Source organism: Flavobacterium endoglycinae (assembly GCF_017352115.1).
Lineage (GTDB): Bacteria > Bacteroidota > Bacteroidia > Flavobacteriales > Flavobacteriaceae > Flavobacterium > Flavobacterium endoglycinae.
This window is the reverse complement of record NZ_CP071448.1, coordinates 4,699,072-4,723,026: the sequence shown is the minus strand read 5'-3', so window position 1 is coordinate 4,723,026 and position 23,955 is coordinate 4,699,072. Positions and strand designations below refer to the sequence as shown.

The following is a 23,955-nucleotide window of genomic DNA, read 5'->3' as shown; positions in this document are numbered from 1 at the left end:
ATAGTACTTAAACTTTAACAGTTTCTATAATCTTATCCAACGTAATTGGTAAATCTCGCACGCGTTTTCCCGTGGCATTAAAAACGGCATTTGCAATTGCAGGAGCCATTCCAACTAAAGCTGTTTCTCCGAGACCTTTTGTTCCCATTGGATTACTGATTGGGTCTTTTTTATTGACGAAAAACACTTCCTGCTTTTCAATATCTGCATTTACGGGAACATGGTAATCGGCAAAATTGTTATTAATCGGACGACCAAAACGATGATCTATTTCCAATGCTTCCATTAATCCCATTCCGATTCCGCCTACTGCTCCGCCAAACATTTGTCCAGCAGAAGTTTTCTGACTGATAACCGTTCCAATATCGGCACAAGAAACCACATGAGCCAACCTGATTTTACCCAAATTCGGATTCACAAGTACTTTTACAAAATGAACAGAAAATGAGTAAATCGAATATTTCTTTGCTTCTTCGGCCGCTTTAGAAAGATTTTCTACTTCAAAATCTTCTAATTTATTACTGTTCAAAAGTGCGGCTAACGTAACCGATTTTGATTTGTCTTTTTTAGAAGAAACAGCGCCATTTTCAAAAGTTAGATCTGTAAGGGCAATTCCTTTTAAAGCAGCATTTTTGCTTCCTATTTCGATTATTTTATTTACCAACAAATTGCAGGCATCATGCACCGCAGAACCTACAGAAGAAGTCGTTGCCGATCCTCCTTGCGTTGGACCTTTTGGCAATCCGCTTTTACCCATTTCGATAATGACATTTTCAGTAGGCAAACCAATTGCTTCGGCTCCAATTGCCGTCATCATGGTTGCAGTTCCAGGTCCCATATCATTGACACTGCATTGCAGCACTAAATCTCCATTGGCTAAGAATTTTGCTTTTACCGAAGTCGGGCTTCTATAACAGCCAAATGTTCCCGTTCCCATGCCGTATCCTACGAGCCAATTCCCATCTTTAACAGAACCTGGTTCGTTTTTACGATTGTTCCAGCCAATGCGTTCCATTCCTGCTTCGTAACATTCTAAAAGAAATTTGCTGCTCCACGGTTTATTTTGTTCCTGATCTTTTTCAGCATAATTGCGTTTTCTGAATTCAATCGGATCTAAGTTTAATTTATATGCTAATTCGTCCATGGCGCTTTCCAAAGCAAAAGAACCTGTCGCTTCTCCCGGACCGCGCATCCAGATTGGCGTACACGTATCCAAAGGCACAATTCTGTAACGCGTAGAAACATTCGGACAATCGTAAATAAATCGAGACATGTTTACCGTTCCTTCCATAAAATCTTCGTAACTCGAAGTCATAGCAACGGCTTCATGCGTTAATCCAGTCAGTTTTCCATCTTTGGTAGCGCCCAATCCCATTTTTTGAATGGTATACGGTCTGAACCCCACATTGGTAAACATCTGTTCGCGATGCAAAACTAATTTTACGGGACGATTTAATTTTTTAGCTCCAATTAAAGCGGCAATTTCATACGGCCAAGTGTGCAATCCCATTCCAAAAGCGCCTCCAATGTATTCTGCATGAACCTCAACATCTTCCACAGGAACATCAAAAACTCCTGCTACACTTTTTCTAGTTCCTTCAACACCTTGACTCTTGGTATATAAAATGGGTTTGTTTCCATCCCATTTCGCAATGATATTCGCCAATTCCATCGGGTTATGAACTTCGGTCGGAATCGTGTATTCGGTTTCCAAAACAACCTCAGCATTCTTATAACCATCCTGTTCACCGCGATGGTAATCATTTCCTTTATCGGTATCTATTTTTCTTTCTTTATTAGCTGCTTTGTGAAGTTCAGTCGAATGTTCTTCTTTGAAATAATCGGCTTTAATTAAACTTGCCGCATAACGCATACGTTCAAAAGTATCGGCAATTACCAAAGCAATCGGCTGATCGTAATACAAAACCGAATCATCTTTAAAAATCTGAAGCGGCTGACCAAAATTTCGTTTGTCTTTTGCTTTTTGATAACCAGCAGGCTTGTCGACATTTAAATGCGTAATCACCGCCAAAACTCCCGGCGCCCATTCGGCTTTTTTAGTATCAATGCTTTTAATTCTACCTTTGGCAATTGTACTTCCCACAAGGCAGGCGTAAACCACACCCGGTGTTTTATATTCGGCTGAATAAGTTGCAGAGCCCGTTACTTTAGCAAATCCGTCAACTCTATTAATATTACTTGTCTTGCTCATAATTTAATTATTTTGATGCTGCTATTGTAAGTGCTTCCGTTACTGCGTTTCCTCCAAGCGTTAATTTAAAATCATTGTCGCCGTATCCTCTAGCGCCTTTCATAGACAAATCGCCTGCTTGTTTAAATAGATCTTCTGAAACTGCTTTTCCTTTCAGGAATTTTTCGGTTTCCGTTAATCTCCAAGGTTTATGTGCCACACCGCCCATAGCCAGCCTGACATCATTTATGGTATTATTTTTTATTTCCAAAGCCACAGCAACAGACACTAATGCAAAAGCATAACTCGTTCTGTCACGAACTTTTAGATAATGGACATTTTTAGTGAAATTATTATCTGGAATTTCTACCGAAGTAATTAATTCTCTGCTATCTAAAGTATTGTCTTTTTCAGGTGTATTTCCCGGAAGACGATGAAAATCGGTAAAATCAATTTCTCGTTTTCCTTTTGGACCTTCTACCAAAACTTTCGCGTCAAGTGCAGCCAAAGCCACACACATATCACTAGGGTGAACCGCAATACAACTGTCTGAAGCGCCAAATACAGCGTGCATTCTGTTCGAACCGCCAATTGCACCACAACCACTTTTTGGAGCGCGTTTGTTGCAAGGCATATCAGTGTTGTAAAAATAAGAACAACGAGTACGCTGCAACATATTTCCACCGACAGTCGCCATGTGACGAATCTGCTGAGAAGCTCCAGCCGCTAAAGCCAATGCCAGCAAAGGATATTTTTCTTTGATGGAAGCATCTTCGGCAACCTGACTGTTTTTAGCCAAAGCCCCTATTGAAACTTTTCCTTTTAAAAATTCTATTTTCTTTAAATCTAATCCGTTGATGTCAACCAGTTTGTCAGGAGCGACAATGTTTTTCTTCATTAAATCAACCAGATTGGTTCCTCCAGCGATAAACATAGAAGAATTATCTTTAGCTTTTCCTATAACTGCCGATGATGACGACAAAGCTTTAATGATCTGAAAGTTTTTCATATTTTCTTCCCTCCTTCCTTCACTTCAGTTATAGCATCAACGATATTGTGATAAGCACCACATCTGCAGATGTTACCGCTCATATATTCGCTGATTTCTTCTCTGCTGTTGGCGTGGCCTTCTTTGATACAGGCAATTCCCGACATGATTTGTCCCGGAGTGCAATATCCGCATTGAAAACCATCGTGTTTGATAAAAGCTTCCTGCATGGGATGCAGTTTTTTACCTTTTGAAAGTCCTTCGATTGTAGTTACTTGGGCATTTTGCTGCATCGATGCCAGAGAAAGACAAGACAAAATTCGAGTTCCGTTTACATGAACCGTACACGCACCACATTGTCCGTGGTCACAGCCTTTTTTAGTTCCTGTAAGCTGCAATTGTTCGCGAAGTAAATCCAACAGTGTGGTTCTAGGCTCAATGTTTAAATTGTGTTTTGTGCCATTTACTTCAATAGAAAGCGGTACTGTTTCTAAATATTCCGCAATTTTTTCGTCCCATTTCTTTTCTGAAGCCATTACCAATGAAGGCGGTGCTAGAGCAAGAGCGGTAAAAAGTCCTGATTTCTTTATAAAGTCACGGCGCGAATTAGCATCCTCGGGCGTTACTTTATTCTGATTTGTTTTTTTAGAAGCCATTCAGTCTATTTGTTAAATTAGCAAATTCACTTTGTCATTCTAACAAATTTAATCAACTTAAATCACAAAAAGTTATGAAATTCAAACATTACTCTTATTTAGAATAATTACAATTTCGTTTTTTTTAACCGCAAAGGCGCAATGTTTTCGCAAAGTTCGCAAAGCATAATAAATAAATTCTCGCAAAGTCGCAGAGACGCAAAGTTTAATTCAAAAAAATAACCATATAAGGGATATAAGGAATTTTAAGTTTTTTCTTAATTGAACTTATATCACTTATATGGTTTAAAAAACTTTGCGTCTTCGCGCCTTTGCGAGATTATAAAATTGTATTTTTACTGAAATAAGCCCAAATTATGCCACAACAAGAAATCATTTATCTTGATAATAATGCCACAACCCGTGTTGACGAGCGAGTTTTAAATGCGATGCTTCCTTATTTTACTGATTTATACGCAAATTCGACGGGAACTCATTTGGCTGGATTAACAGTAAAAGAAGCGGTTGAAAATGCGGCATGGCAAACGGCTGATTTGATAAATGCAGAGGCTGATGAAATCGTCTTTACTTCTGGCGCTACTGAAGCTATCAACTTGGCAATAAAAGGTTTGGCAGATCAAAACCGAAAACATATTGTTACCGTTCAAACCGAACATAAAGCCGTTCTTGAAACTTGCCGGTTTATGGAAAGCATTGGTTATGACATTACGTATCTTTCAACTGATTCTGATGGGCTTTTAAATCTTCAACTTTTGGAAGAAATAATTACCGATAAAACACTGGTTTTCATTGGAATGTTTCCTAATAACGAAACAGGTGTCATACAAAATGTCAGTGCGATTTCTAAAATTCTGAAAGATAAAAATGTACTTTTTATGTGTGATGCGACACAAGCGATTGGAAAGATTCCGGTTGATGTTAAAAAACTCGGAATTGATCTTTTGACTTTATCAGCACATAAATTTTATGGTCCGAAAGGTGTTGGCGCTTTGTATGTTTCGGCGAAAGCCAAAATCAAATTGTCTCCTCAAATTGTTGGAGGCGGGCAGCAACGAAAATTACGAAGCGGAACGTTAAATGTACCCGGAATAATCGGTTTGGGAAAAGCATCGGAAATTGCTCTTAATGAATTAGAAAAAGATCAAAATAGAATTCTTCTTTTGAGAGACAAACTTGAAAAAGGTTTATTGCAATTTGAAGGTTCTTTTGTAAATGGAAATATTGAAAACCGAATTTATAATACCACAAATATTTGTTTTCCAGGCGTAAATTCAGAACAGTTGATTTTGGGTTTGGGAAATATTTCAGTTTCAAATGGCGCTTCGTGCTCAGCGGTGACTTCTGAACCTTCGCATGTTTTAAAAGCAATGGGATTATCTGATGAAGATGCTTTGAGTTCGATTCGATTTAGTTTGGGACGATTTACTACTTCTGAGGAAATTGATATTGCTGTAGAGCGGGTTTTGGAATTGGCTAGACGAATATGATCTTTTTTGTTGCTAAGGCTCGAAGACGCTAAGTTTTTTTATCTCTCGCAAAGTCGCTGAGGCGTGAAGTTTGTTTAATCTCGCGAAGATTGCAGATGTGCAAAGTTTTTATACTACTTGAATTACGTTCATCTTTAGCTGGATGAGAAAAGACAACTAGCGCAGGCTTTAGCCAAACTACGACATGTTTGGCTAAAGCCTATTACTTTGCTCCTTAATGTACCTCCAGTTAAAACTGGAGGCAACTCATAAAAAGCGTTGCATCTTAGCGCGTGCGTGATATTAAAAAAACTTTGCCACTATGTCACTTTGAACCTTTTTCACTTCGAACCTCTGTCTCTTTGAACCTTTGTCTCTTTGAACCTCTGTCTCTTTAAACCTCTGTCACTTATCAAAAGAAATCAACTGAGAATAATCATCTTCTGTATCGATATCAATGTTACCTTTTTCAAAAGGAACTGAGATAACATCATCTAGATGCTTTTTAATGAGTTTTTTGGCTCCCTCCTGTCCTTTTAATTTTAGTAATTCTTGGAAATACTTTTTGTGAAATAAAACTGGTGTTCCTAATGTTTCTGAATATGCAGAAGCTGCCATTCCTTTTTGATTTTTATTTGATTCTCGAATTAAATTTTCAAAGACGAAACTCGTTACAAATGGCTGATCGCAGACCGCCAGAATACATTGTTCACAATCTGGATTAAAATGTAATAATTCCTCAATTCCTTTTATAATTGATGAAGACATTCCGTTTTGCCAATCTGGATTAAAAGAAAACAGTATTTCTTCTGTATTAAATTCTTTTTCAATTATCTCAGCTTCTGATCCTGTCACCACAATTATAAAGGCACTTGAAACTTTAGAAGCTTGTGAAATGGTGTTTTTCAGCAGAGTTGATTCTTTATATTTCAAAAGTTGTTTGGGGCTGCCCAATCGTGAAGAACTTCCGGCTGCCAAAATAATAATCCCTGTTTTATTTCGGAATTTATTCTCCATTATGAATTTCATCGTGAATTTTACCCAGTTTATATTTCAAAGAAGTTCCTTCACGGGATGAAGCCACAGCTTTAATTTCAGAGATGATTGACAAGGCAATTTCTTCTGAGGTTTCGGCGCCAATATCTAAACCAACAGGGCTGTGAATTCGGCTTAACTGCTCTTCATTTATGGTAATTCCTTCTGCTAAAAGATCATCCTGCATTCGGTTGAATTTTGATTTTGGACCGAGAATTCCGACATAATAGCAATTAGTTTGCAGCAATGCCTTCAAAACAGCCAGATCATATTTGTAATTGTGTGTCATCAAAACAAAATAGGTCTGACCGTCAATGATTATATTTTCTAGAAATTGTTCTGGTTTCACGACCGAAATCTGATTGGCTTTTGGAAAACGTTTTGCTGTTGCATGCGTCGCACGTCCATCGCCAATAGTAATTTTCCATCCTAAAATGGCTGCCATTTTAACAACTGGCTGAATATCGTTTCCTGCTCCTGCAATTACAAGCAAAATGGATGGTTTTATATATTCAATCAATGCTTCATCATCGCTTTCTTCCTGAAGTTTTTTTATTGTAGAAGTCTTCGTTTTCAACACTTCTTTCACATCAGAAATCAGATTCAAAGCTTCATTGTGATGATTTAAAACAGGACTGTCTTTTCTAAAAAATAAGGTTGTCCCTATTTGAGAAGCATTTCTTTTCAGGGAAAATACTGTAACAATAACAGCTTCTTTTCTTTCTGATTCTAATTGTTCTAAAAGCTGAATGGGGTTATTTTGAGCTTCTTCATCTATATATTCAAAAAGAATATGAACGATTCCGTTGCATCCAAGCTGCAAACCAACTTCGGCATCATCTTCGCTGCTGGTATTGTAGGTTACGAGTTTATTTTGTTTTTGGTTGATGGAGAGAAGTGCTTTTCGCAGGGCATCACCTTCTAAACAGCCGCCGCTTATGGCTCCTGTCAGCATCCCATCTTCGGTTACCAGCATTCTGGCTCCGGGTTGTCTGTATGATGATCCTTCTACTTTTACTACGGTTGCCAAAGCTGTTTTTTTTCCTGCTGACTTTGCTTCTGTATAGGCTCTAAGGATTTCAGTGATTTCTTTCATACGTTCTTATCCATCAATAAAAATAGGTACTAATGATTTAGTTTAATGTCTAAAAATAAAAAATATTACAAACTTAAATGACTTTCCTGCGTTTAAGTTTGTAATATTTTTTTGAAAGCTTATCTAAATTGTTTCAGATAACATTATTCATTTAATTCTAAAAAATAATGCAGCTGAGATTTGATTATTTTCTTATCTCTATCAAGCCTATACAGTTTTTCGGGGTTGTTGCTGTAATAACCATAGTAGATTTGTTCGGTTTGTGGTTTATCCCAGTTTAAAATATAAATAGTACCATCTTTGTCTTTGTCTAATCCTTTTTCAGTATTTAAATTCCCTTTTTCGACTATTTTTTTCTCTGGTGATTTTCCTTCGTAAATACTGGTTAATTCAAAGTTATTATCTACAATATTAACTTTTAAAACGGTTTGTATGCCATTGCAGTCGGCACACGGCAATGTTCCTTCAAAAACTCTAATCGGATCTATTTCATTATTTGTACTTACAGAATCTATAGATACGGTATTATCTTCTTCTTGGCTTTTTTTGGAATTACAAGATAGCAGCTGAAAAGCAGCGATGCATATTATAATTGTTTTCTTCATATTTTTTTGCTTCAAAAATATAAACTTTTTCTTACTTACAGAAGTTTTAAACCAAACTTATTTTACTGGAAATAATAGCTTAACAATTATTTTTTCTTACAACATTTTTTATATTATGAAGTTTTGTATTTTTATAATTAGCAAAATCAAAAATAATATCTAATTTAAAATAAACTAGCATGGGAAAATTTGTAATTACTAAAAGAACCAATGGTGAATTTCAGTTTAATTTGAAAGCTGGTAACGGCCAAACAATTTTAAGTAGTGAAGGGTACAGCACCAAAGCGGCTTGCTCAAACGGAATTGAATCTGTGAAAACTAATTCTCAAGACGATAATCGTTTTGACAGAAAAGAATCAAGCAGCGGTAAACCTTATTTTAATTTGAAAGCAAGTAACGGACAAATCATTGGATCCAGCGAAATGTACGAAAGTGTTTCTGCAAGAGAAAACGGAATTGAATCTGTAAAGAAAAATGCTCCTGATGCAGCTGTTGACGATCAAACAGCTTAAATTCTTATATACAAAATAAAAAACGAGGCCCATACGACCTCGTTTTTTCATTTTATAAACTGCCAAATTTTTTCTTGTATCGATTCAGTTCTTCTTCTGTTTTGGCCAGAAGTTTTTCGAGCAGTTTTATTTTATCTTCATAAAGTGATTTTAAAGCTTCACTATTATCTGAATTGATGGAAATATTTCCAGAATTACTATTTCCTTTGACGGTATTAAAGCTGTTAAAGTATCTCTGACTATCAAAACTAATGATATCTTCTACGCTAACTTCTAAGATTTTTGCTATTTCGACTAATTTAACGTAAGACAAAATTGTTTTTCCTTTTTCAATTTTACTATAACCTGCTTGAGTGACACCTAATTGATCTGCCATATATTCTTGAGTATAATTTTTTAACTCTCTTATACTTTTAATTTTATTTTTGATTGAAGTTGCCATAAGTTTAATTTGGGGGGCACGTATAGCTGAAACAGAACGCTGCTAAACTTACGGAATTACAGCTATATTTTTGGGTGAATAATTTTTACTGCTATTGTTGTAGGTTTTTCTAAAGCCGTAAATTTTTATTTTTTTCTTATAATAATGATAAAACCATATACAATAGCTACGATAATAAAAACCAAATCGTAATTTGAAATTTCGTTTAATAATTCATACATTGTCAGGCCGTTTTCTTAGTCTGCTCTAATATGCGTTCAAACTCAAAATTCAAATAGTCATCGATTTCTCTTCCTATAGCGGGGCGGTCTACGGGATTTATCTTTACTTTTATTTCTTTGTGGTTTGTATCTCTAACAATAACGTAATAATTGAATTCGGTATTGTTGTGAAATCGCAGGATAATGAGGAGGGTGTAACATAACAGGGCTGGAATTAGGTAATAGAGCTCCATTAAATTGGTAAATATCATACAGTAATAGGCCATTGCGGTAACTGTAATAAATGCACTGTTTTCAAAAAAGTAACTCTTTTTTCGTTTGAGCAGTCCTAATTCTACAATTTCATTAAAACTGTACTGCCAGCGCTTTGATCCATAGTGAAATTGTACCTGATCGTGGGTAAGGAAAATGAACATAATAAATAATAATTAAAAAATAAGAATCATTTAGAAGTCAAATACAACATGACGGTCTAAAAGTGTTTTTGGGGCTTAAAAAAATGTGTTTAAAAATGCTGTAATGTTCGAACAACACACCATATCGCAATATTACGGATAAAACCTATTTTTTTCCTACAAAGCAGCTTATAGAATATAACCAACGGTTGTAATTCAATCTTTTCATCAATTTTTACTTATAGTTTCTTTTTCCTATATAGCGTTTTACTTATAATAAATTCGATAGTTAAAGTAACTTATGCTCACAAAAAAAGCCGTTCCCTAAACAGAGAACGGCTTCTTCATTAAAAACTAAAATTAAATATTATTTGACTGCTGGAATCCCTTTATGTGTTGGGATTACCTGCTTTATGGTTCCATCTGGATTGAACTCTAATCTATCGATGCAGACTTCTCGGTGAAAACCTCCCGCATCTCCCATTTTAATTCCTGTTGGATAAGAGAATCTATGATACGTGATATACCATTCGTCTTTGTTCGGAAGTTGCAAAACAGAATTGTGTCCTGTTGCATAAATGCCTTCTGCTGGGTTTCCTTGAATTACGATATTATCTTTTGGAATTTCAAGCGGTCCTGTTGGAGAATTTGAAATTCCGTATCTCACTTTGTAATTCGGACTTCTGGTGTCGTCTTCGCTCCAAAAGAAATAATATTTTCCGTTTCTATAGATTACGTATGTTCCTTCACGGAAAGTATCATTAACTGCAATTACTTTAGTTGTTCCTGCTTTTATCGAAACCATATCAGGATTTAACTCCGCAACTCCCATATACATATTTCCCCAATACAAATAACTTTTGCCCGTTTTTGGATCTGTAAAAACATCGGGATCAATTTCTTGTCCGTCTTTTATGCCTTCGGGTCTTGTTGCCACAATTGCTTTTCCGCTGTCTTTAAATGGTCCGGTTGGATTATCAGAAACGGCTACTCCCACTTTTTGTGCTGCTGTGAAATAGTAAAAATATTTGTATTTCCCTTTAATCTTTTTCTCTACAATACAAGGCGCCCAAGCATTTCTGTTTGCCCAAGCCACGTCTTTTTTCAGATCGATAATGATACCTTCATCTTTCCAATCGACTAAATTATCTGAAGAAAAGGTTTTAAAATAATAACCCGACCAGCCGTCGAATCCGTCGCTTGTTGGATAGATGTAATATTTCTTTGTTTTGTTGGAATACAAAATTTCAGGATCGGCGTAATACCCTTCCAAAACTGGATTATGGTTTACTTTTGGAAGTTTTGCAGGCGTTCCCCATTTGTCTGTAATTCGTTTTAATTCAGAACGAGTTATCGGAAGAATCGTTCCATGACGCGGATTAAAATCCATTGAAATGTCATTGTCAATCACACTGAAGTTTTCTAAATCTTTCGTTTTTGTAAATTGATATCTTCCTTTGGTGTACACATCGTACATCAAAATATACTCGTCTGAATTATTTAGTTTGAAAACACTCGAACCTTCTACTCCATCTTTGGTCTGCTGCAGGTAGTTATCATTTTCAATCCAATTTCCTGAAGTCAAATCTTTTGTAACCGCCACTTTGATTCCTGGCGTATTGGTTTCTGTTTTGTAAAAAAGATGGTATTCTCCATTTTTTTCGATGATATCACCGTCGATACAAGCATTTCCCGACTTTGGAACAAATAACAATTTTGGAGCGCTTTCTAAAGCCGTGAAATCTTTATTCGCATAAGCGTAATAAATTTTATCTGGTCCTCCTGCATGCTGCATGCTAAAGTAAATCATGTATTTACCTGCTTTTGCATCGTAAATAGTCTGTGGCGCCCAAACGCGTTTTAAGTCTTCGTTTCCAGGAAATGCAGTTTGGATATTGACAATGCTGCTTTTCCAGTTTACCAAATCGGTGCTTTTTAGTAAAACCATGGCACGATTGCTGTCCCAGCCTTTTGAAGAAGTCATATCGGTCAAAACCATATAAAATGTCTTACCGTCTTCACCACGCAATATATGCGGATCACGAACTCCTCCAGTTGAACTGATGGTTTTACTGTCTAAAATAGGTTTGTTATTGTTGAGTGCATAATAATGATACCCGTCAGTGCTTACTGCATAATTAACGGCCTCTTCTTCGACTTTATTTCCAATGAAATAAACGAACAAATACGCTGTTAAGTCTTTGTCGGCAATAACGGGCGGAATTCCTTTTGCTGTATTTTGGGCTTGTAAAGGATCAAAAAGGCTTAGTAATGATACAAGGCAAAGAAGTATTCTTTTCATTTATTTTTTACTTTTTAATTGATATAAAACAGAACTGTGAGGTTTTAATTCCAGTCCGATTTCTTTTGAAGTTGATTTTGATTTTTCGCCTGTCCACATATTCAAAATTTCTGCTGAACCTGAAATTCCTATATCAGAAAGGTTTACGACAACTTTTTGCGAAGCATTATCCGAAATATTAAACAAGGCTAGATAAACACTTCCATCTTTTGGATTTTTTGAAGTAATGGCAATTTTTCCGTCTTTTTGGAAAAGCTGCTTAACATCGGTGCTTTGATTGTGCATTTTTACAACTTCCTTATTGGTTAATAATGATAAGGTAAAGGCATCATTACTAGGCAAATCACCTCCAAAGAATAAGGGAGACTTGAAGATATTGAAAAATGTAATCAAAGTATATTGCTCGTCTTTTGTTAAACGTGTCATACGGTCATTGCCTCTTTCTCCTCTGATTGAAATGCGCCCTAACGGAATCATATCGCAATCTGGCCATGTTCCCGGCGCGATGTACGGATACCATTTTTGAGCAACATCCATTAAATGCGTGATATGCGGCCATGTGTCCCAAACATCATCTACCATACGCCACATATTGGCATGTGTAGATACGTGTGGCGCTGCTGAAATTGGTGTTTCTCCTGGCGATGTACTTAAAACAATTTTACGCCCACATTTGTCAATTGCATTTCTGATTAAATTGATTTCGCCTTCGTGATACGGTCTTGATAAATCATCAATTTTAATAAAATCTACTCCCCATTGCGCATATAATTCGAAAATAGAATCGTAATATTCCTGCGCTCCAGGCTTGTCTGCTACAATGGTATAATTGTCTTTCAGCCATTCGCATTGCAATGCTGTCGAATACACTTGATCTGCTGTGATTCCGTTTGCTCCTTTAATTGGCAATTTGTCTTCAACCGCTTTTTTAGGAATTCCACGCATAATATGGATTCCGAATTTTAATCCTTTTTTATGGATGTAATCGGCCAATGGTTTAAAACCTTGTCCGTCTTTTGCTGAAGGGAATCTATTAACAGCTGGAAGATATCTTCCGTATTGATCGATTACATAACGAGGGTCTGTTTGGTTGTAGCCTCCCGCTTTGTCATTTTCGACAAACCATCGAATATCTACAACAACATATTCCCATCCAAATTTCTTGAGCTCTTTTGCCATATAATCAGCATTGGCTTTTACTTCGTGTTCTTCTACTGTTGGTCCATAACAATCCCAGCTGTTCCAGCCCATTGGCGGAGTCTGAGCCCATTGTTTGAATTCTTCTTTTTGAAACGTTTTGGTTTGTGCGTTAGATACGGCTGATAGAAAAAAGGCTCCTATCGCCATTGTAAGTAAGTTTGTAATTTTCATTGTGGTTTTTTATGTGTGGTTTTTACACTTTAAATATAATGAAATTTTATTGTTACAGACAAAAATTAGACCTAACAGGTTTTAAAAACCTGTTAGGTCTTTTTCTGCTTTGTTATTTCACATTTACAGTAACCTCAACAGGTTTTAACCACTGGCTTGTAAATTTTACTTTTATAGGTGCTGTCGAATCGCCATTTGCTTGAATATACGCTGCAATATGTCCGTGGAAAACTCTTTGAATATTATCAGTATAATCGGTCATGTCGCTGTTGTTTCCTGCTTCCAATCCCAATAATGTTGCTGCGCCATTGATGGTACAAGTCACTTCGTTGTCTGAAAGCATTACTGGAAGTCCGTTTTGGTCTTTTACCTGAACCATAATTTTAGCCACGCCTTTGTCTTTGCTAATGGTGATATCTTTATCGGCAATGGTTAACTCAAATGGCTGTTGAGTAGAATTGATGGCATAACGGCTTACTTCTTTATCGCCTGCATCTAAACCAACTGCTTCTAATTTTCCTGATGCAAACGGAATATCCCAATAGATAATTCCCGTTTTTTCATCATACAACTTCGTTTCTCCCACTACTTTTCCGTTCAATTCCAAACGTGCTTTTGCTGCATTGGTATAACAAACCACGCGAATTTTTTGTCCGTTTTCGTAATTCCAGATTGCCCATGCATCTTTAGAAACATCTTTATCGTTTGTCAACGGATATGTTCCTAAATATGCCATAGGTTTATCTGACCATAATGACTGACGGAAATAGCCTCTTGGCTTGATAACTCCAGCAAAATCAACTAAACCAGAATAAAATCCTCTTGAAGGCCATCTTCCTGATTCTCCTAAATAATCGATTCCTGTCCAAAGAAACTGTCCGAAAATATGCTTGTTGTTTTTTACTGCTAGCCAAGGTTCCATATCATGAACATTCTCACTTCCAAAAATTACTCTTTTTGGATATTTTTGGTGATCTGACTGATATTTGCTTTCTGTATAATTGTAACCTGTAATGTCTAAAGCGCCTGGATATTCTGTTTCATTAGACATCGCAACTCCAGCTAAACCTGCTGTTGTCGGGCGTGACTTGTCGTATTTTTTAACTGCAGCCACCAAACGTTTTGCAATCGCGCCAAGACGCATCGCATCAGGAGCATCTTTTTTGTAACCTCCGTAGGCAGCTTGTCCGAATCCATTTTTTCCTTGATCTAAAACGGGGTGCGAATACGGATCGTTTGGATAATCTACTTCGTTACCAATACTCCATCCAAAAACAGAAAGATGGTTTCGGTCACGGCGTACAAAATCTTCCAGGTCTTTTTCTGCCCAATCAGCAAAAATATCAAACGAACCTTCAAATCCTGGTGTTCCATAGTTCCAACCTTCTAGCCATTTGCGTTTTGGGAATTCCCATTCGTCATACGCTTCGTTTAAAACTAACAATCCTAATTCATCGCATAGTTCATAAAAATCTGGTGCTTGCGGGTTATGACTGGTACGAATGGCATTTACGCCAATTTCCTTTAAGGTTTTTAATCTGGTTTCCCAAACTTCTCTCGGAACTGCAGATCCTAAAACTCCTGCATCATGGTGCAGACAAACGCCTTTCATTTTCATCCATTTCCCGTTAAGGGCAAAACCATTATTAGGATCGAATGTAAAACTTCTAAAACCAGTTTGCGTTACCGTTTTATCGATTTCTTTTCCGTCTTTTAAAACAGTAGTTTTCAATTCATATAAATTTGGATTTTCTAAATCCCAAAGTTTCGGATTCTTAACATTGATTTTTGTCGAAATTTTTCCGTTCTGGTTCGCCGCCACATCTACTTTAGAAGATGATTTTGCTACTGATTTTCCGTCTTTTGAGAAAAGTTCATTTACAATTGTCAGACTTGCTTTTCCTTTTGAAGCATTTTCAACCTCAACCTCAACATTCAAAATTCCGTTTCCTTTATTTACTTCTGGATAGGCGTAAACCCCCCATTGCGCAATGTGAACAGAATTTGCATACACCAACCAAACATTTCTGTAAATTCCCGAACCTGTGTACCATCTTGAATCGGCACTTTGGCTGTGGTCGACACGAACTGAAATAATATTTTCTCCACCAAATTTGACGAACTCAGTGGCGTCATAAGCAAATGAAATATAGCCGTTTGGACGTTTTCCTAAAGAATGTCCGTTAATGAAAACTTCGCTTCTGTTGTAAACTCCTTCAAAATACAAATAGACTTTTTCACCAGCTTTGCTTTGCGGAATATTAATTGATTTTCTATACCAGCCAATTCCGCCAGGCAAATAACCTGTACAGCTTGCCAGAGTTGGACTCAACTGTCCTTTTACGCTCCAGTCGTGCGGCACATTAACCTGTTGCCATTTACTATCATCAAAAGCATTATTTTTTGCATCTGGAGTTTCTTGAAGATTGAATTTCCAGTTGTCATTTATTTTTTTAGAATCTCCAAACGATATCTGGCTAAATGCCGATACGCATGAAAAGAGAAGTACGGGGATTAAAGTTTTCTTAGTTAACATTTTTTCTAAAGGTTCTAAGATGCTAAGATTCTGAGGTTCTAAGCTTCTTTTGGTTTATTACTTGTTTCTTTTGTTTCTTTTGTTTCAGGTTTCAAGTTTCAAGTTCGCGCCAAAACGTGAAACTTGAAACTTGAAACAATTTTTTAATATTGCAATTCTCCCACAAACGTCACTACAGACCTTGCTGGGATTTCTAGATTTCCATTTTTTTGAACTTCGGCTCTTTTTAAGTTTGATGTATCAGAAGTTACGTAAGGTATGAACTCGTTGTTTTTTAAAGTTCCTTTTGATAGATCAAATTTGTATTGCTGGACCGATTTTCCGCAATTGACAGCTACCACAATCAATTTTTTATTTTGAATGTCTTTGTAAGCGGTTAGCATTACATCGTTTGCTTTGTCTAATTCGTTTTGGTTCGGAACATCTAATCTAAGCATTCCTGGACGAACAAAAAGCGAATAGTTCCCTAAAGCCCAAAGCAGTTTAGAATCGTGAAATTCTCCATCATTCCTTACATAATCTGGAGCTGTTCCTCCGTTGCTTTTTCCATCATCCAGATAAATTAAGCCGTCTTTGTAATCTACTCTTGTAATAGAAGTCCACCATTGCCATGATGCGGCATTGGCTACTGCAATATCATTATGAATTAAGCGGGCTACAAACAAAGCGGTCTGCATTCCTAAATCTCTTCCTCCGCCAGAACCTCCCGGAATTTCAGCTTCTCCTGGATTTTCTAAAATACAGTATTCCGACTGCCAGTATTTTAGTCCCGGATTTTTTTTAATTTCGGCAGCGATTAATTTTCTGCTTAAAACCTGTCTTTCAATTGGCCAAGTTGTAAAATAGCTGTGTCCTAGAATCACATTTTTTACATTCGAAAATTTAGTAATGTTGGTTTTGGTCTTTCCAAAGAAATAATCAATTTGATTGTCTCGGTTTTCGGCATTTACATTTTCGTACAAATAATCGATTTGTGCGGCTTCAGCAATTACGATTTCGGTGCTTAGTTTTTTAGCTTTCAGTTTTTCCGAAAGTGCTTTGGTCACCTCATATATTTCTTGATTGGTTGCCGGAGTTCCTTCTTGGCTGTTGGTGTCACCGTTTTTCGGCATCCATTCCCACTGCGGTTCATTTAACGGACTCACATAGTCGAATTTGATTCCTTCTTTTTTCTCCAATCCTTGAATACTTTGAACTAAGAAATCGGCAAATTTTGGAATTGCACCATCTTTTAGATTCAGTTTATTCTTTTGAGAAGCAAAAGACAATCCGTTGTTCGTCATATGCACTGGCGGACTATTGGTAAAAATCAGAAACTTTTCTACTCCGCGTTTTTTGGCCGCTTGTAAAAACCATCTTTGGCCTTCTTGTTTTGAGAAATCGTACGTTCCGTCGGCATTTAGAAAGCATTCGCTTCTTCTCCATTCGTCCGAAACTTTACTGTTTTCGCCTTGCTCGGCACTTCCTGCTCCAAGATTAAATCGCCAGATCGAAAGTCCGATACCTTTTGGATTTCCTTGTGCATCGATTTCTTTGCTAAACAGCAAATCTGCAATGGCATTTTTTTTCTGTTCTGGCCAATTCTTGCCTACAAACTGTGTTCTCCAGGCATCAGAACCTCCAAAACCATCCATGGTTTGTACTACATTATCTGTGCTGATAGTAACGGTTCGCTGTGCAAACGACAGCGAACTTGTTACTAGTAAAAGCGTGAGATATATTTTCCTCATTTATTTTTTTGTTTTTTAACCGCAAAGACGACAAGTTATCGCAGGGTTCGCGAAGTAAATTTTAGGCTTTTCGAACTTTGCGCTTTTTCTTTGTGTCTTTGCGGTTAATTTTACATTCTACTTATAATTCCCAACATAAGTCACAACCGACCTTGCTGGAATTTCTAAACTCGCTGCATCGACCGCGGTTCCTTTTTTCAAACTTAGAGTTTCAGAAGTGGTGTAAGGAGTCAATTTATTGTCTGTAACTGTTCCGCCTGAAAGCTTTAAATTGTACTTTTTAGCCGATTTGCTGATGTTTACCGCAACGATTACCAATTTTTTATTTACCGCATCTTTGTAAGCGGTAACCATAACATTATTTAATTCAGTTGAATTGTCAATAGTTGGAATCTGCACTCTCACCATTCCCGGTTTTACGAAGAAAGAGAAGTTTCCTAAAGCCCAAAGCGTTTTAGAATCTCTGATGTATCCATCGTTTTTGCAATAATCGGCGTTTCCTGCTCCGTTGCTTGCTCCATCATCTACGTGAATTAATCCATCTTTATAATCACCACGGCTGATTGCTGTCCACCACTGCCAAGACGTAACGCCTCCCACGGCAATGTCTGTACTGATGATACGTGCTGTCCAAAGTGCTAATGACATTCCTAAGTCTCTTCCTGCTCCTGCTCCACCTGGCAATTCAGCTGTTCCCGGACTTTCTAAAACACAATATTCTGATGACCAAAGACTCACTTCACCAACAGATTGGATTCTAGAAGCAGCGGCTTGTCTTGACGATACCATTTCATTTAATGGCCACGCCTGCCAGTAACTGTGACCCGAAATTGTATTTTTTACATTGCTTAAACCACTGATTTTTTTAGTAGAATTGGCGGCAAAGAAATAATCAATTTGATTGGATCTGCTTTCTTTTCCTGAAACGGTTTTGTATAAAGATTCATAAGATCCTGCTTCTCCCACTACAATTTTAGCATCTAATCCTTTTGCTTGTAATTTTGGCGAAAGGATATTTACAAAGCTGTAAATATTCGCATTGGTTGCCGGAGAACCTTCTTGTCCTGAACCATCCCACTCGTATTGCGGTTCGTTAAACGGACTTACATAATCGATTGTTAAACCGTGTTCTGTTTTTAGTTTGTCTAAAGATGTGGTCCAGAAATCGGCTAAATCAGGCATTTTACCATCTTTTAAATTGTAAAATTCTTTGATTGCGGCATGTGCTTTTCCATTTTGCGTTAAGTAAACTGGAGCACTATTGGCAAAAGCTAAAAGTTTGTTTACACCGCGTTCTCTTGCGGCTTTCATAAACCAAACTTGACCCGCTTGTTTGTTCATGTCATACGAAACTCCATTTGTCGTAAAACATTCGGTTCTTCTCCATTCATCGGTAATATCGCTGGCATCGCCTTGTTCTGCACTTCCGGTTCCAAGGTTAAAACGCCATAATGACAATCCAATTCCTTTTGGGTTTCCATCTGCATCTACGGCTTGGCTGAACAATAAATCGGCTATTTTATTTCTTTTATCCGATGGCCAGTTTTTCCCAATAAAATTACACTGCCAAGCATCTGAAGCTCCAAAACTTTCCATCGTTTGTAAACCCATATCAAGATTTACGTTGAGGCTTGTTACGGCAGCATTTTCAGAATTTGAATTATCTGATTCAGAATCACATCCTACTATAGTGTTAGCCAAAAGCAAGCCTGCACACAGCAGACTTACTTTAGTTGTATTAAAAAACTTCATCTTAGTAATTTGGGTTTTGTTTGATTACTCCGTTACTTAAGTCAATTTCTAACTGAGGAATTGGCCACAATAGGTGTTTTGAAGGATCAAAATTGATTCCTTTGTCTTGTGGTTCTCTCAAGTTGGTTGTTTCGTACGGGTCTGTTGAACTCTGATTGTATTTTACAAAAGTTCCGTTTGGTCCCATTAAAGATTCGATAACTGGTCTTCCGGTTGTTGGGTCTTTTTCGCGACGAATATCGAACAAACGTAATCCTTCAAAAGCTAGTTCTAAACGGCGTTCTTTATAGATTTGTCTCAATAAAGTGGGTCCAGAAATTCCTGTTTTTGGATCTAATTTTACACGTGCTCTAATGATGTTGATATCTGCTAAAGCATCTCCTCCTAAATGATAATTGGCTTCTGCTCTTGTTAAGTACATTTCTGCCAGACGAATCAACGGAATGTTTAGCGGAAGATGTCCATCTTTTTTATCTAAAGAACGACGAGTCGCAATAGGAATGTAATATTTACGACAGATACGTCCTGATTTATTGTCGTTTAAACTGAATTTATGAGTTGGATTTAAAACTTCATCTCCGTAAGCAGCTTCTCCCCATTTTGTAATCGTACTTCTTCTGCGGATTACGTCATTTTCAGAAAGATAGGCATTTTCTAAATCACTTGTCGGCATACACCAACCCCATCCGTCCAAAACGTCAGCGGCATCATTACTTGGAAAGTTCTTTTTGTCTTCTCCTCTAGCACCTGATAAAGTTGGCAAGGCAGAACCTAAATCTCTATTTTGAACTGATGAAGATTGTGCTTCTAGAATAGATTCTACTCCATTATGATTGTTTACATTCCAGATGTTTAGGAAATCAGCTTCAAGTGCAAAAGGTCCTTCTGTAATTACTTTGTTTGAATAGTTTTTTGCTTCTGCCCATTTTTCTTGAAACAGAGACACACGAGCTAACAAAGCATACGCAGCCCATTTGTTGATTCTTCCATCTTTGGCTACTGGAGCACTTTCTAATTTTGCTGCTGATTCTTTAAGATCGCTTTCAATCTGTGCATATACTGCTGCGGCTGAGCTTCTTTCTAATTTTAAATCTGCGGTTCCTAAAGATGTAGTGTACAAAGGCACTCCACCAAAAAGATTCACTAATTCGTAATAACAATAAGCACGAACGAAAAGTGATTCTCCCATATATTGGTTTTTCAGCGTTTCTGAAATTGGCGATAATGCCATTTTTTCTAAACCAATATTAGCCGACTGAATGGTGTAATAATGTGCGGTATAAATACTATTCATATCTCCCATATTATCAGGAGTAATCAGGTATTGTGAACTAGGTCTATGCGCACCGCTGTCTTGTCCTGTGTTTCCCATCCAAGCATCATCGGTTGACATTTCGTTGGTTACTCTTGGCGCTAGTAATGTCCACCAGTCGTTTGGAAGCAACAATCTTTTTGTTAATTCGTTTGTATAATTTTCACACTCTTGTGCGGTTTGAAAGTAGTTTTCTAATGTTTGGGTTCCTCTTTCTTCTTTTTCAATGAAATCACTGCAAGAAGCTGAAAACAGAGAGAAAGCTATGATTGATACTATAATTTTTTTCATGATCGTTTTGATTAAAATGCAACATTAAGACCCATCAAGATTGTTGGCTGTACGGGATAATTCCATCCTCCAAAACCTGATCCTTTTACTCTGTCTCCTTTATCAGGATCTCCTCCGGCTACTTCAGGGTCAACTCCTGTGTATTTTGTCCATACCCATAAATTCTGGCCTGACAATGAAATTCTTAGTTTATCCAATCCGAATTTGTTGTAGAAAGAATATCCTAATTGTAAATTTTTCATACGAACGAAAGAACCGTCTTCTACATAAAGAGAGGAGAATTTGGTGTAGTTTTCGTTGTTATCATCTTTTGACAAACGAGGAATATAATTTGAAGTTCCTTCGCCGTGCCACGCCATCTGCTCTAATCCACTGACTTTGTTGGTTAAACTTGCTCCGTTGTATAAATCTGAAATGTTTTGGTTTACGATTTCGTTTCCAATACTTGAATAGAAGTTCGCTACTAAATCAAAGTTTTTGTAACCAAAGTTTAAATTCAGACCTACGTTGTAATCTGCCCAAGGAGAACCAATTTTTGTTCTGTCTTTTTCATCAATTTTTCCATCGCCGTTTAAATCTTTAAAACGAACATCACCAACTTGCGCATAAGGTTGTAATTTGGTTCCGTGTTCATCAGTATGTGAGTTTAATTCGGTTTGGTTTTGGAATAATCCATCAGCAACATATCCGTAAAAATATCCTGGTACATCGCCTTTTACGGTTAAAGTTCTATTTCCAGATCCGTATAGTTTCTCACCATCTGCAGAAAGCGTAAGCATTTCAACATTTACGGTTGTAAAAGTCAAGTCTACACCATACGAGAAATCGCCTTTTTTATCTTTGTAGGAAAGCAATAAATCGATACCGCTTGACTGCATAGAACCAACGTTTGTCCACATCGTTGAATATCCTGGGAATCCGCTGTAGGTTGGAAACTGTTTTAAGAACAACATATCGTGGGTTTGTTTTTTATAATATTCCAATGAACCTGAAACTTTGTTTTTCCAAAATCCGAAGTCAAGTCCGAAACTCATATCTTCTACTGTTTCCCATTTAATGTCTTTGTTCGCCATTGAAGAAGGATAAGAAGTATCTACCACTTGTCCGTTGATTACATAATATCCTTGTCCGATATTCGATTGATACACAGCATTTGGTAATCCTTGGTTTCCTACTTTACCCCAACCTGCTCTTAGTCTAAGATCGCTTACAAAATCTTTAGCTGATTCCATAAAACCTTCGTTTAAAATTCTCCAAGAAACCGATGCCGATGGGAAATTTGCCCATTTGTTATTGGTCATGAATTTAGAAGAACCGTCACGTCTAAATGTTCCTGTAAAATAGTATTTACCGTCGTAGTTATACGAAAAACGCGAAATATAAGACATCAACGAACTTGACCAGCTGTTTCCTTTACTGTCTTTGTTTTTAGTTGCTGCATTCAGCTCTCTCATGGAATCAGAATTGTTTGGAACTCCTTCACCATATCCCCAAAGATCATTTCCGTTGTATTCTTCCATCGTGTTACCTACCATTAAAGAGGCATTGTGTTTTTGAGCAAATGTTTTAGAATACGTAATGGTGTTCTGCCATGTCCAATCAACATTTGTTGTATTCCATTTTTGAACATTATTGATTTCTTGTTTTTCGTGCGCTGCATCAATTACAAAATCTGGGGTAAATGAATTTCTTACTTTATCTCCCACTTCAACAGATGCTTGAGTACGAATTACCAAACCTTTGATTGGTTCGTATTGTAAATATCCGTTTGTGTTTAAATTGTATTGATCTGTGTAATCATCGTATCTTTTTACTGCTGCAACCGGATTCCAAATATATGATGGAGATCGTGCATAAATGCTGTATTCGTTTTCAGTTCCGTTTAACTGATCGGCTGGTTTGTAAATTGGCGTAATTGGATCAATTTTATCAAAATCAGCCCAGTTTCCTGGCTGTCCCCAAGTTTCGTAACGAGGGTTTAATGTAATACCTGCTGAGAATTTATCAGAGAATTTAAAATCATTCGCAATTCTCATGGTGATTCTTTCCCATCCGCCTATGCCGTATATAGATTCAGAATTGTAGTAATTTAAGCTTACGCCAAAAGTATGTTTTTCTGAACCTCCTGTTATTCCTAAAGAGGCATTGGTAACTGGTGTTCCCGTTCTGATTCCTGCTTTCCACCAATCCGTTGTTTTTCCTCTGTATTGAGAAGGATTTGGCAGATAATCTGAATAACCCGAATTGTTATACGCTGTATTCATGATTGATGCATAACCTTCGGCATCAGCCATATTATACGGATTGTTCATGATCTGCATACCGGAACTCAAATCAAAATTGAATCTGGTTTTACCTACTTTTCCTTTTTTGGTTGTAATTAAGATCACTCCATTTGAAGCTCGTGAACCGTAAATGGCACTTGCTGAAGCATCTTTTAAAACTTCCATCGATTCTATTTCATTGTTGCTTAAGAAGTTGATGCTGGTTCCCATTGGAATTCCATCAACCACATAAAGCGGATCTGTATTTAAGTTTAAAGTCGAAATACCACGAATTAAAACTCTTGGCTGCGCGCCCGGACCACCTTGACCTGTAACCTGTACTCCGGCTACCTTACCTTGAAGTGATTCTGTTACGTTACCAACGGTCATCGTTTGAAGTTCTTTTCCTTTTATAGAAGAAATGGAACTCGTTACGTCGCTCTTTTTCACGGCCGCGTAACCTACCACCACTATCTCATCTAATGCTTGGCTGGATTCTTCAAGGATTACATTAATTTCTGTCTGTTCGCCCACGTTTTGTACTTTGGTTGTAAAACCTACAAAAGAGAATTCAAGCTGTGCATTTTTGTTTGGAACACTTATCGTATAATTCCCGTCAAAATCAGTTGCTGCCGATGATGCAGTTCCTTTTACAATCACGTTAACTCCCGGAATTGGTACATTGGCTTTATCCTTAACTGTTCCTTTTATTTTTATTTGTCCAAAGGATACCGCAGTACACAAAAGGGCAATAAAAAATCCTATATATTTGAATTTCATAGTATGCTAT

Annotated in this window: 17 protein-coding genes; 2 read left to right on the top strand and 15 right to left on the bottom strand. The window is 37.1% G+C overall.

Annotated features, from left to right (window positions below; translation table 11 throughout):
- Positions 1-7: 7 nt before the first annotated feature.
- From J0383_RS20635 to J0383_RS20625, 3 genes are read right to left on the bottom strand one after another with little or no spacing between them, the layout of a single operon-like run.
- Positions 8-2,212 carry a xanthine dehydrogenase family protein molybdopterin-binding subunit gene (locus J0383_RS20635; protein ID WP_207295835.1) on the bottom strand — a complete coding sequence of 735 codons (2,205 nt, stop codon included), beginning with the start codon at positions 2,210-2,212 and terminating at the stop codon, positions 8-10.
- A gap of 7 nt (positions 2,213-2,219) precedes the next feature.
- Entirely contained in the window at positions 2,220-3,200 is a 981-nt protein-coding gene (locus J0383_RS20630; protein ID WP_207295834.1) for an FAD binding domain-containing protein, read from the bottom strand.
- On the bottom strand, positions 3,197-3,835 hold the full coding sequence (locus J0383_RS20625; RefSeq protein ID WP_207295833.1) for a 2Fe-2S iron-sulfur cluster-binding protein: 639 nt from the start codon (positions 3,833-3,835) through the stop codon (positions 3,197-3,199). Before J0383_RS20625 ends, J0383_RS20630 begins: the two co-directional genes overlap by 4 nt.
- Positions 3,836-4,191: 356 nt before the next feature.
- Between J0383_RS20625 and J0383_RS20620 the strand changes: the two genes are divergently transcribed.
- Positions 4,192-5,322: a cysteine desulfurase family protein gene (locus J0383_RS20620; protein WP_207295832.1), complete on the top strand. Its 1,131-nt coding sequence runs from the start codon at positions 4,192-4,194 to the stop codon at positions 5,320-5,322.
- A gap of 384 nt (positions 5,323-5,706) precedes the next feature.
- Here J0383_RS20620 and J0383_RS20615 read toward each other — a convergent pair whose 3' ends face one another.
- The 3 genes from J0383_RS20615 to J0383_RS20605 all read right to left on the bottom strand — a co-directional run bounded on the left by J0383_RS20615 (position 5,707) and on the right by J0383_RS20605 (position 8,037).
- Positions 5,707-6,330 carry a nucleotidyltransferase family protein gene (locus J0383_RS20615; protein WP_207295831.1) on the bottom strand — a complete coding sequence of 208 codons (624 nt, stop codon included), beginning with the start codon at positions 6,328-6,330 and terminating at the stop codon, positions 5,707-5,709.
- Positions 6,308-7,432, bottom strand: coding sequence for an XdhC family protein (locus tag J0383_RS20610; RefSeq protein WP_207295830.1), 1,125 nt, complete (start codon positions 7,430-7,432; stop codon positions 6,308-6,310). Before J0383_RS20610 ends, J0383_RS20615 begins: the two co-directional genes overlap by 23 nt.
- A 143-nt stretch (positions 7,433-7,575) precedes the next feature.
- Positions 7,576-8,037, bottom strand: a complete 462-nt coding sequence (locus J0383_RS20605) for a copper resistance protein NlpE (RefSeq protein WP_207295829.1) — start codon at positions 8,035-8,037, stop codon at positions 7,576-7,578.
- Positions 8,038-8,216: 179 nt separating this feature from the next.
- Here J0383_RS20605 and J0383_RS20600 point away from each other — a divergent pair, with 179 nt between their 5' ends.
- Complete coding sequence (locus tag J0383_RS20600; protein WP_207295828.1) at positions 8,217-8,549, top strand: YegP family protein; 333 nt, start codon at positions 8,217-8,219, stop codon at positions 8,547-8,549.
- A 52-nt stretch (positions 8,550-8,601) separates the two neighbouring features.
- Here the strand turns inward: J0383_RS20600 and J0383_RS20595 are convergent, their stop codons facing one another.
- The 9 genes from J0383_RS20595 to J0383_RS20555 form a co-directional block, all read right to left on the bottom strand.
- Complete coding sequence (locus tag J0383_RS20595; RefSeq protein ID WP_207295827.1) at positions 8,602-8,991, bottom strand: helix-turn-helix transcriptional regulator; 390 nt, start codon at positions 8,989-8,991, stop codon at positions 8,602-8,604.
- Between the two features lie 223 nt (positions 8,992-9,214).
- Positions 9,215-9,628 carry a hypothetical protein gene (locus J0383_RS20590; protein WP_207295826.1) on the bottom strand — a complete coding sequence of 138 codons (414 nt, stop codon included), beginning with the start codon at positions 9,626-9,628 and terminating at the stop codon, positions 9,215-9,217.
- A gap of 346 nt (positions 9,629-9,974) precedes the next feature.
- Positions 9,975-11,909 (bottom strand): family 43 glycosylhydrolase, encoded by a 1,935-nt coding sequence (locus tag J0383_RS20585; protein ID WP_207295825.1) that lies wholly within the window; start codon positions 11,907-11,909, stop codon positions 9,975-9,977.
- Positions 11,910-13,280 carry a glycoside hydrolase family 27 protein gene (locus J0383_RS20580; protein WP_207295824.1) on the bottom strand — a complete coding sequence of 457 codons (1,371 nt, stop codon included), beginning with the start codon at positions 13,278-13,280 and terminating at the stop codon, positions 11,910-11,912.
- Positions 13,281-13,392: 112 nt separating this feature from the next.
- Entirely contained in the window at positions 13,393-15,816 is a 2,424-nt protein-coding gene (locus J0383_RS20575) for a sugar-binding domain-containing protein (protein ID WP_207295823.1), read from the bottom strand.
- A gap of 143 nt (positions 15,817-15,959) precedes the next feature.
- On the bottom strand, positions 15,960-17,546 hold the full coding sequence (locus J0383_RS20570) for a glycoside hydrolase (RefSeq protein ID WP_207295822.1): 1,587 nt from the start codon (positions 17,544-17,546) through the stop codon (positions 15,960-15,962).
- Between the two features lie 117 nt (positions 17,547-17,663).
- Positions 17,664-19,298, bottom strand: a complete 1,635-nt coding sequence (locus J0383_RS20565) for a glycoside hydrolase (protein ID WP_207295821.1) — start codon at positions 19,296-19,298, stop codon at positions 17,664-17,666.
- Position 19,299: 1 nt separating this feature from the next.
- Positions 19,300-20,901 carry a RagB/SusD family nutrient uptake outer membrane protein gene (locus J0383_RS20560; protein WP_207295820.1) on the bottom strand — a complete coding sequence of 534 codons (1,602 nt, stop codon included), beginning with the start codon at positions 20,899-20,901 and terminating at the stop codon, positions 19,300-19,302.
- An 11-nt stretch (positions 20,902-20,912) separates the two neighbouring features.
- Positions 20,913-23,945: a SusC/RagA family TonB-linked outer membrane protein gene (locus J0383_RS20555; protein WP_207295819.1), complete on the bottom strand. Its 3,033-nt coding sequence runs from the start codon at positions 23,943-23,945 to the stop codon at positions 20,913-20,915.
- Between the last annotated feature and the right edge of the window lie 10 nt (positions 23,946-23,955).

What these genes read in the sequence shown, in the direction of transcription:
- J0383_RS20635 (WP_207295835.1), bottom strand. Translation starts at nt 2,212, where the DNA reads ATGAGCAAGACAAGTAATATTAATAGAGTTGACGGATTTGCTAAAGTA.
- J0383_RS20630 (WP_207295834.1), bottom strand. Translation starts at nt 3,200, where the DNA reads ATGAAAAACTTTCAGATCATTAAAGCTTTGTCGTCATCATCGGCAGTT.
- J0383_RS20625 (WP_207295833.1), bottom strand. Translation starts at nt 3,835, where the DNA reads ATGGCTTCTAAAAAAACAAATCAGAATAAAGTAACGCCCGAGGATGCT.
- J0383_RS20620 (WP_207295832.1), top strand. Translation starts at nt 4,192, where the DNA reads ATGCCACAACAAGAAATCATTTATCTTGATAATAATGCCACAACCCGT.
- J0383_RS20615 (WP_207295831.1), bottom strand. Translation starts at nt 6,330, where the DNA reads ATGAAATTCATAATGGAGAATAAATTCCGAAATAAAACAGGGATTATT.
- J0383_RS20610 (WP_207295830.1), bottom strand. Translation starts at nt 7,432, where the DNA reads ATGAAAGAAATCACTGAAATCCTTAGAGCCTATACAGAAGCAAAGTCA.
- J0383_RS20605 (WP_207295829.1), bottom strand. Translation starts at nt 8,037, where the DNA reads ATGAAGAAAACAATTATAATATGCATCGCTGCTTTTCAGCTGCTATCT.
- J0383_RS20600 (WP_207295828.1), top strand. Translation starts at nt 8,217, where the DNA reads ATGGGAAAATTTGTAATTACTAAAAGAACCAATGGTGAATTTCAGTTT.
- J0383_RS20595 (WP_207295827.1), bottom strand. Translation starts at nt 8,991, where the DNA reads ATGGCAACTTCAATCAAAAATAAAATTAAAAGTATAAGAGAGTTAAAA.
- J0383_RS20590 (WP_207295826.1), bottom strand. Translation starts at nt 9,628, where the DNA reads ATGTTCATTTTCCTTACCCACGATCAGGTACAATTTCACTATGGATCA.
- J0383_RS20585 (WP_207295825.1), bottom strand. Translation starts at nt 11,909, where the DNA reads ATGAAAAGAATACTTCTTTGCCTTGTATCATTACTAAGCCTTTTTGAT.
- J0383_RS20580 (WP_207295824.1), bottom strand. Translation starts at nt 13,280, where the DNA reads ATGAAAATTACAAACTTACTTACAATGGCGATAGGAGCCTTTTTTCTA.
- J0383_RS20575 (WP_207295823.1), bottom strand. Translation starts at nt 15,816, where the DNA reads ATGTTAACTAAGAAAACTTTAATCCCCGTACTTCTCTTTTCATGCGTA.
- J0383_RS20570 (WP_207295822.1), bottom strand. Translation starts at nt 17,546, where the DNA reads ATGAGGAAAATATATCTCACGCTTTTACTAGTAACAAGTTCGCTGTCG.
- J0383_RS20565 (WP_207295821.1), bottom strand. Translation starts at nt 19,298, where the DNA reads ATGAAGTTTTTTAATACAACTAAAGTAAGTCTGCTGTGTGCAGGCTTG.
- J0383_RS20560 (WP_207295820.1), bottom strand. Translation starts at nt 20,901, where the DNA reads ATGAAAAAAATTATAGTATCAATCATAGCTTTCTCTCTGTTTTCAGCT.
- J0383_RS20555 (WP_207295819.1), bottom strand. Translation starts at nt 23,945, where the DNA reads ATGAAATTCAAATATATAGGATTTTTTATTGCCCTTTTGTGTACTGCG.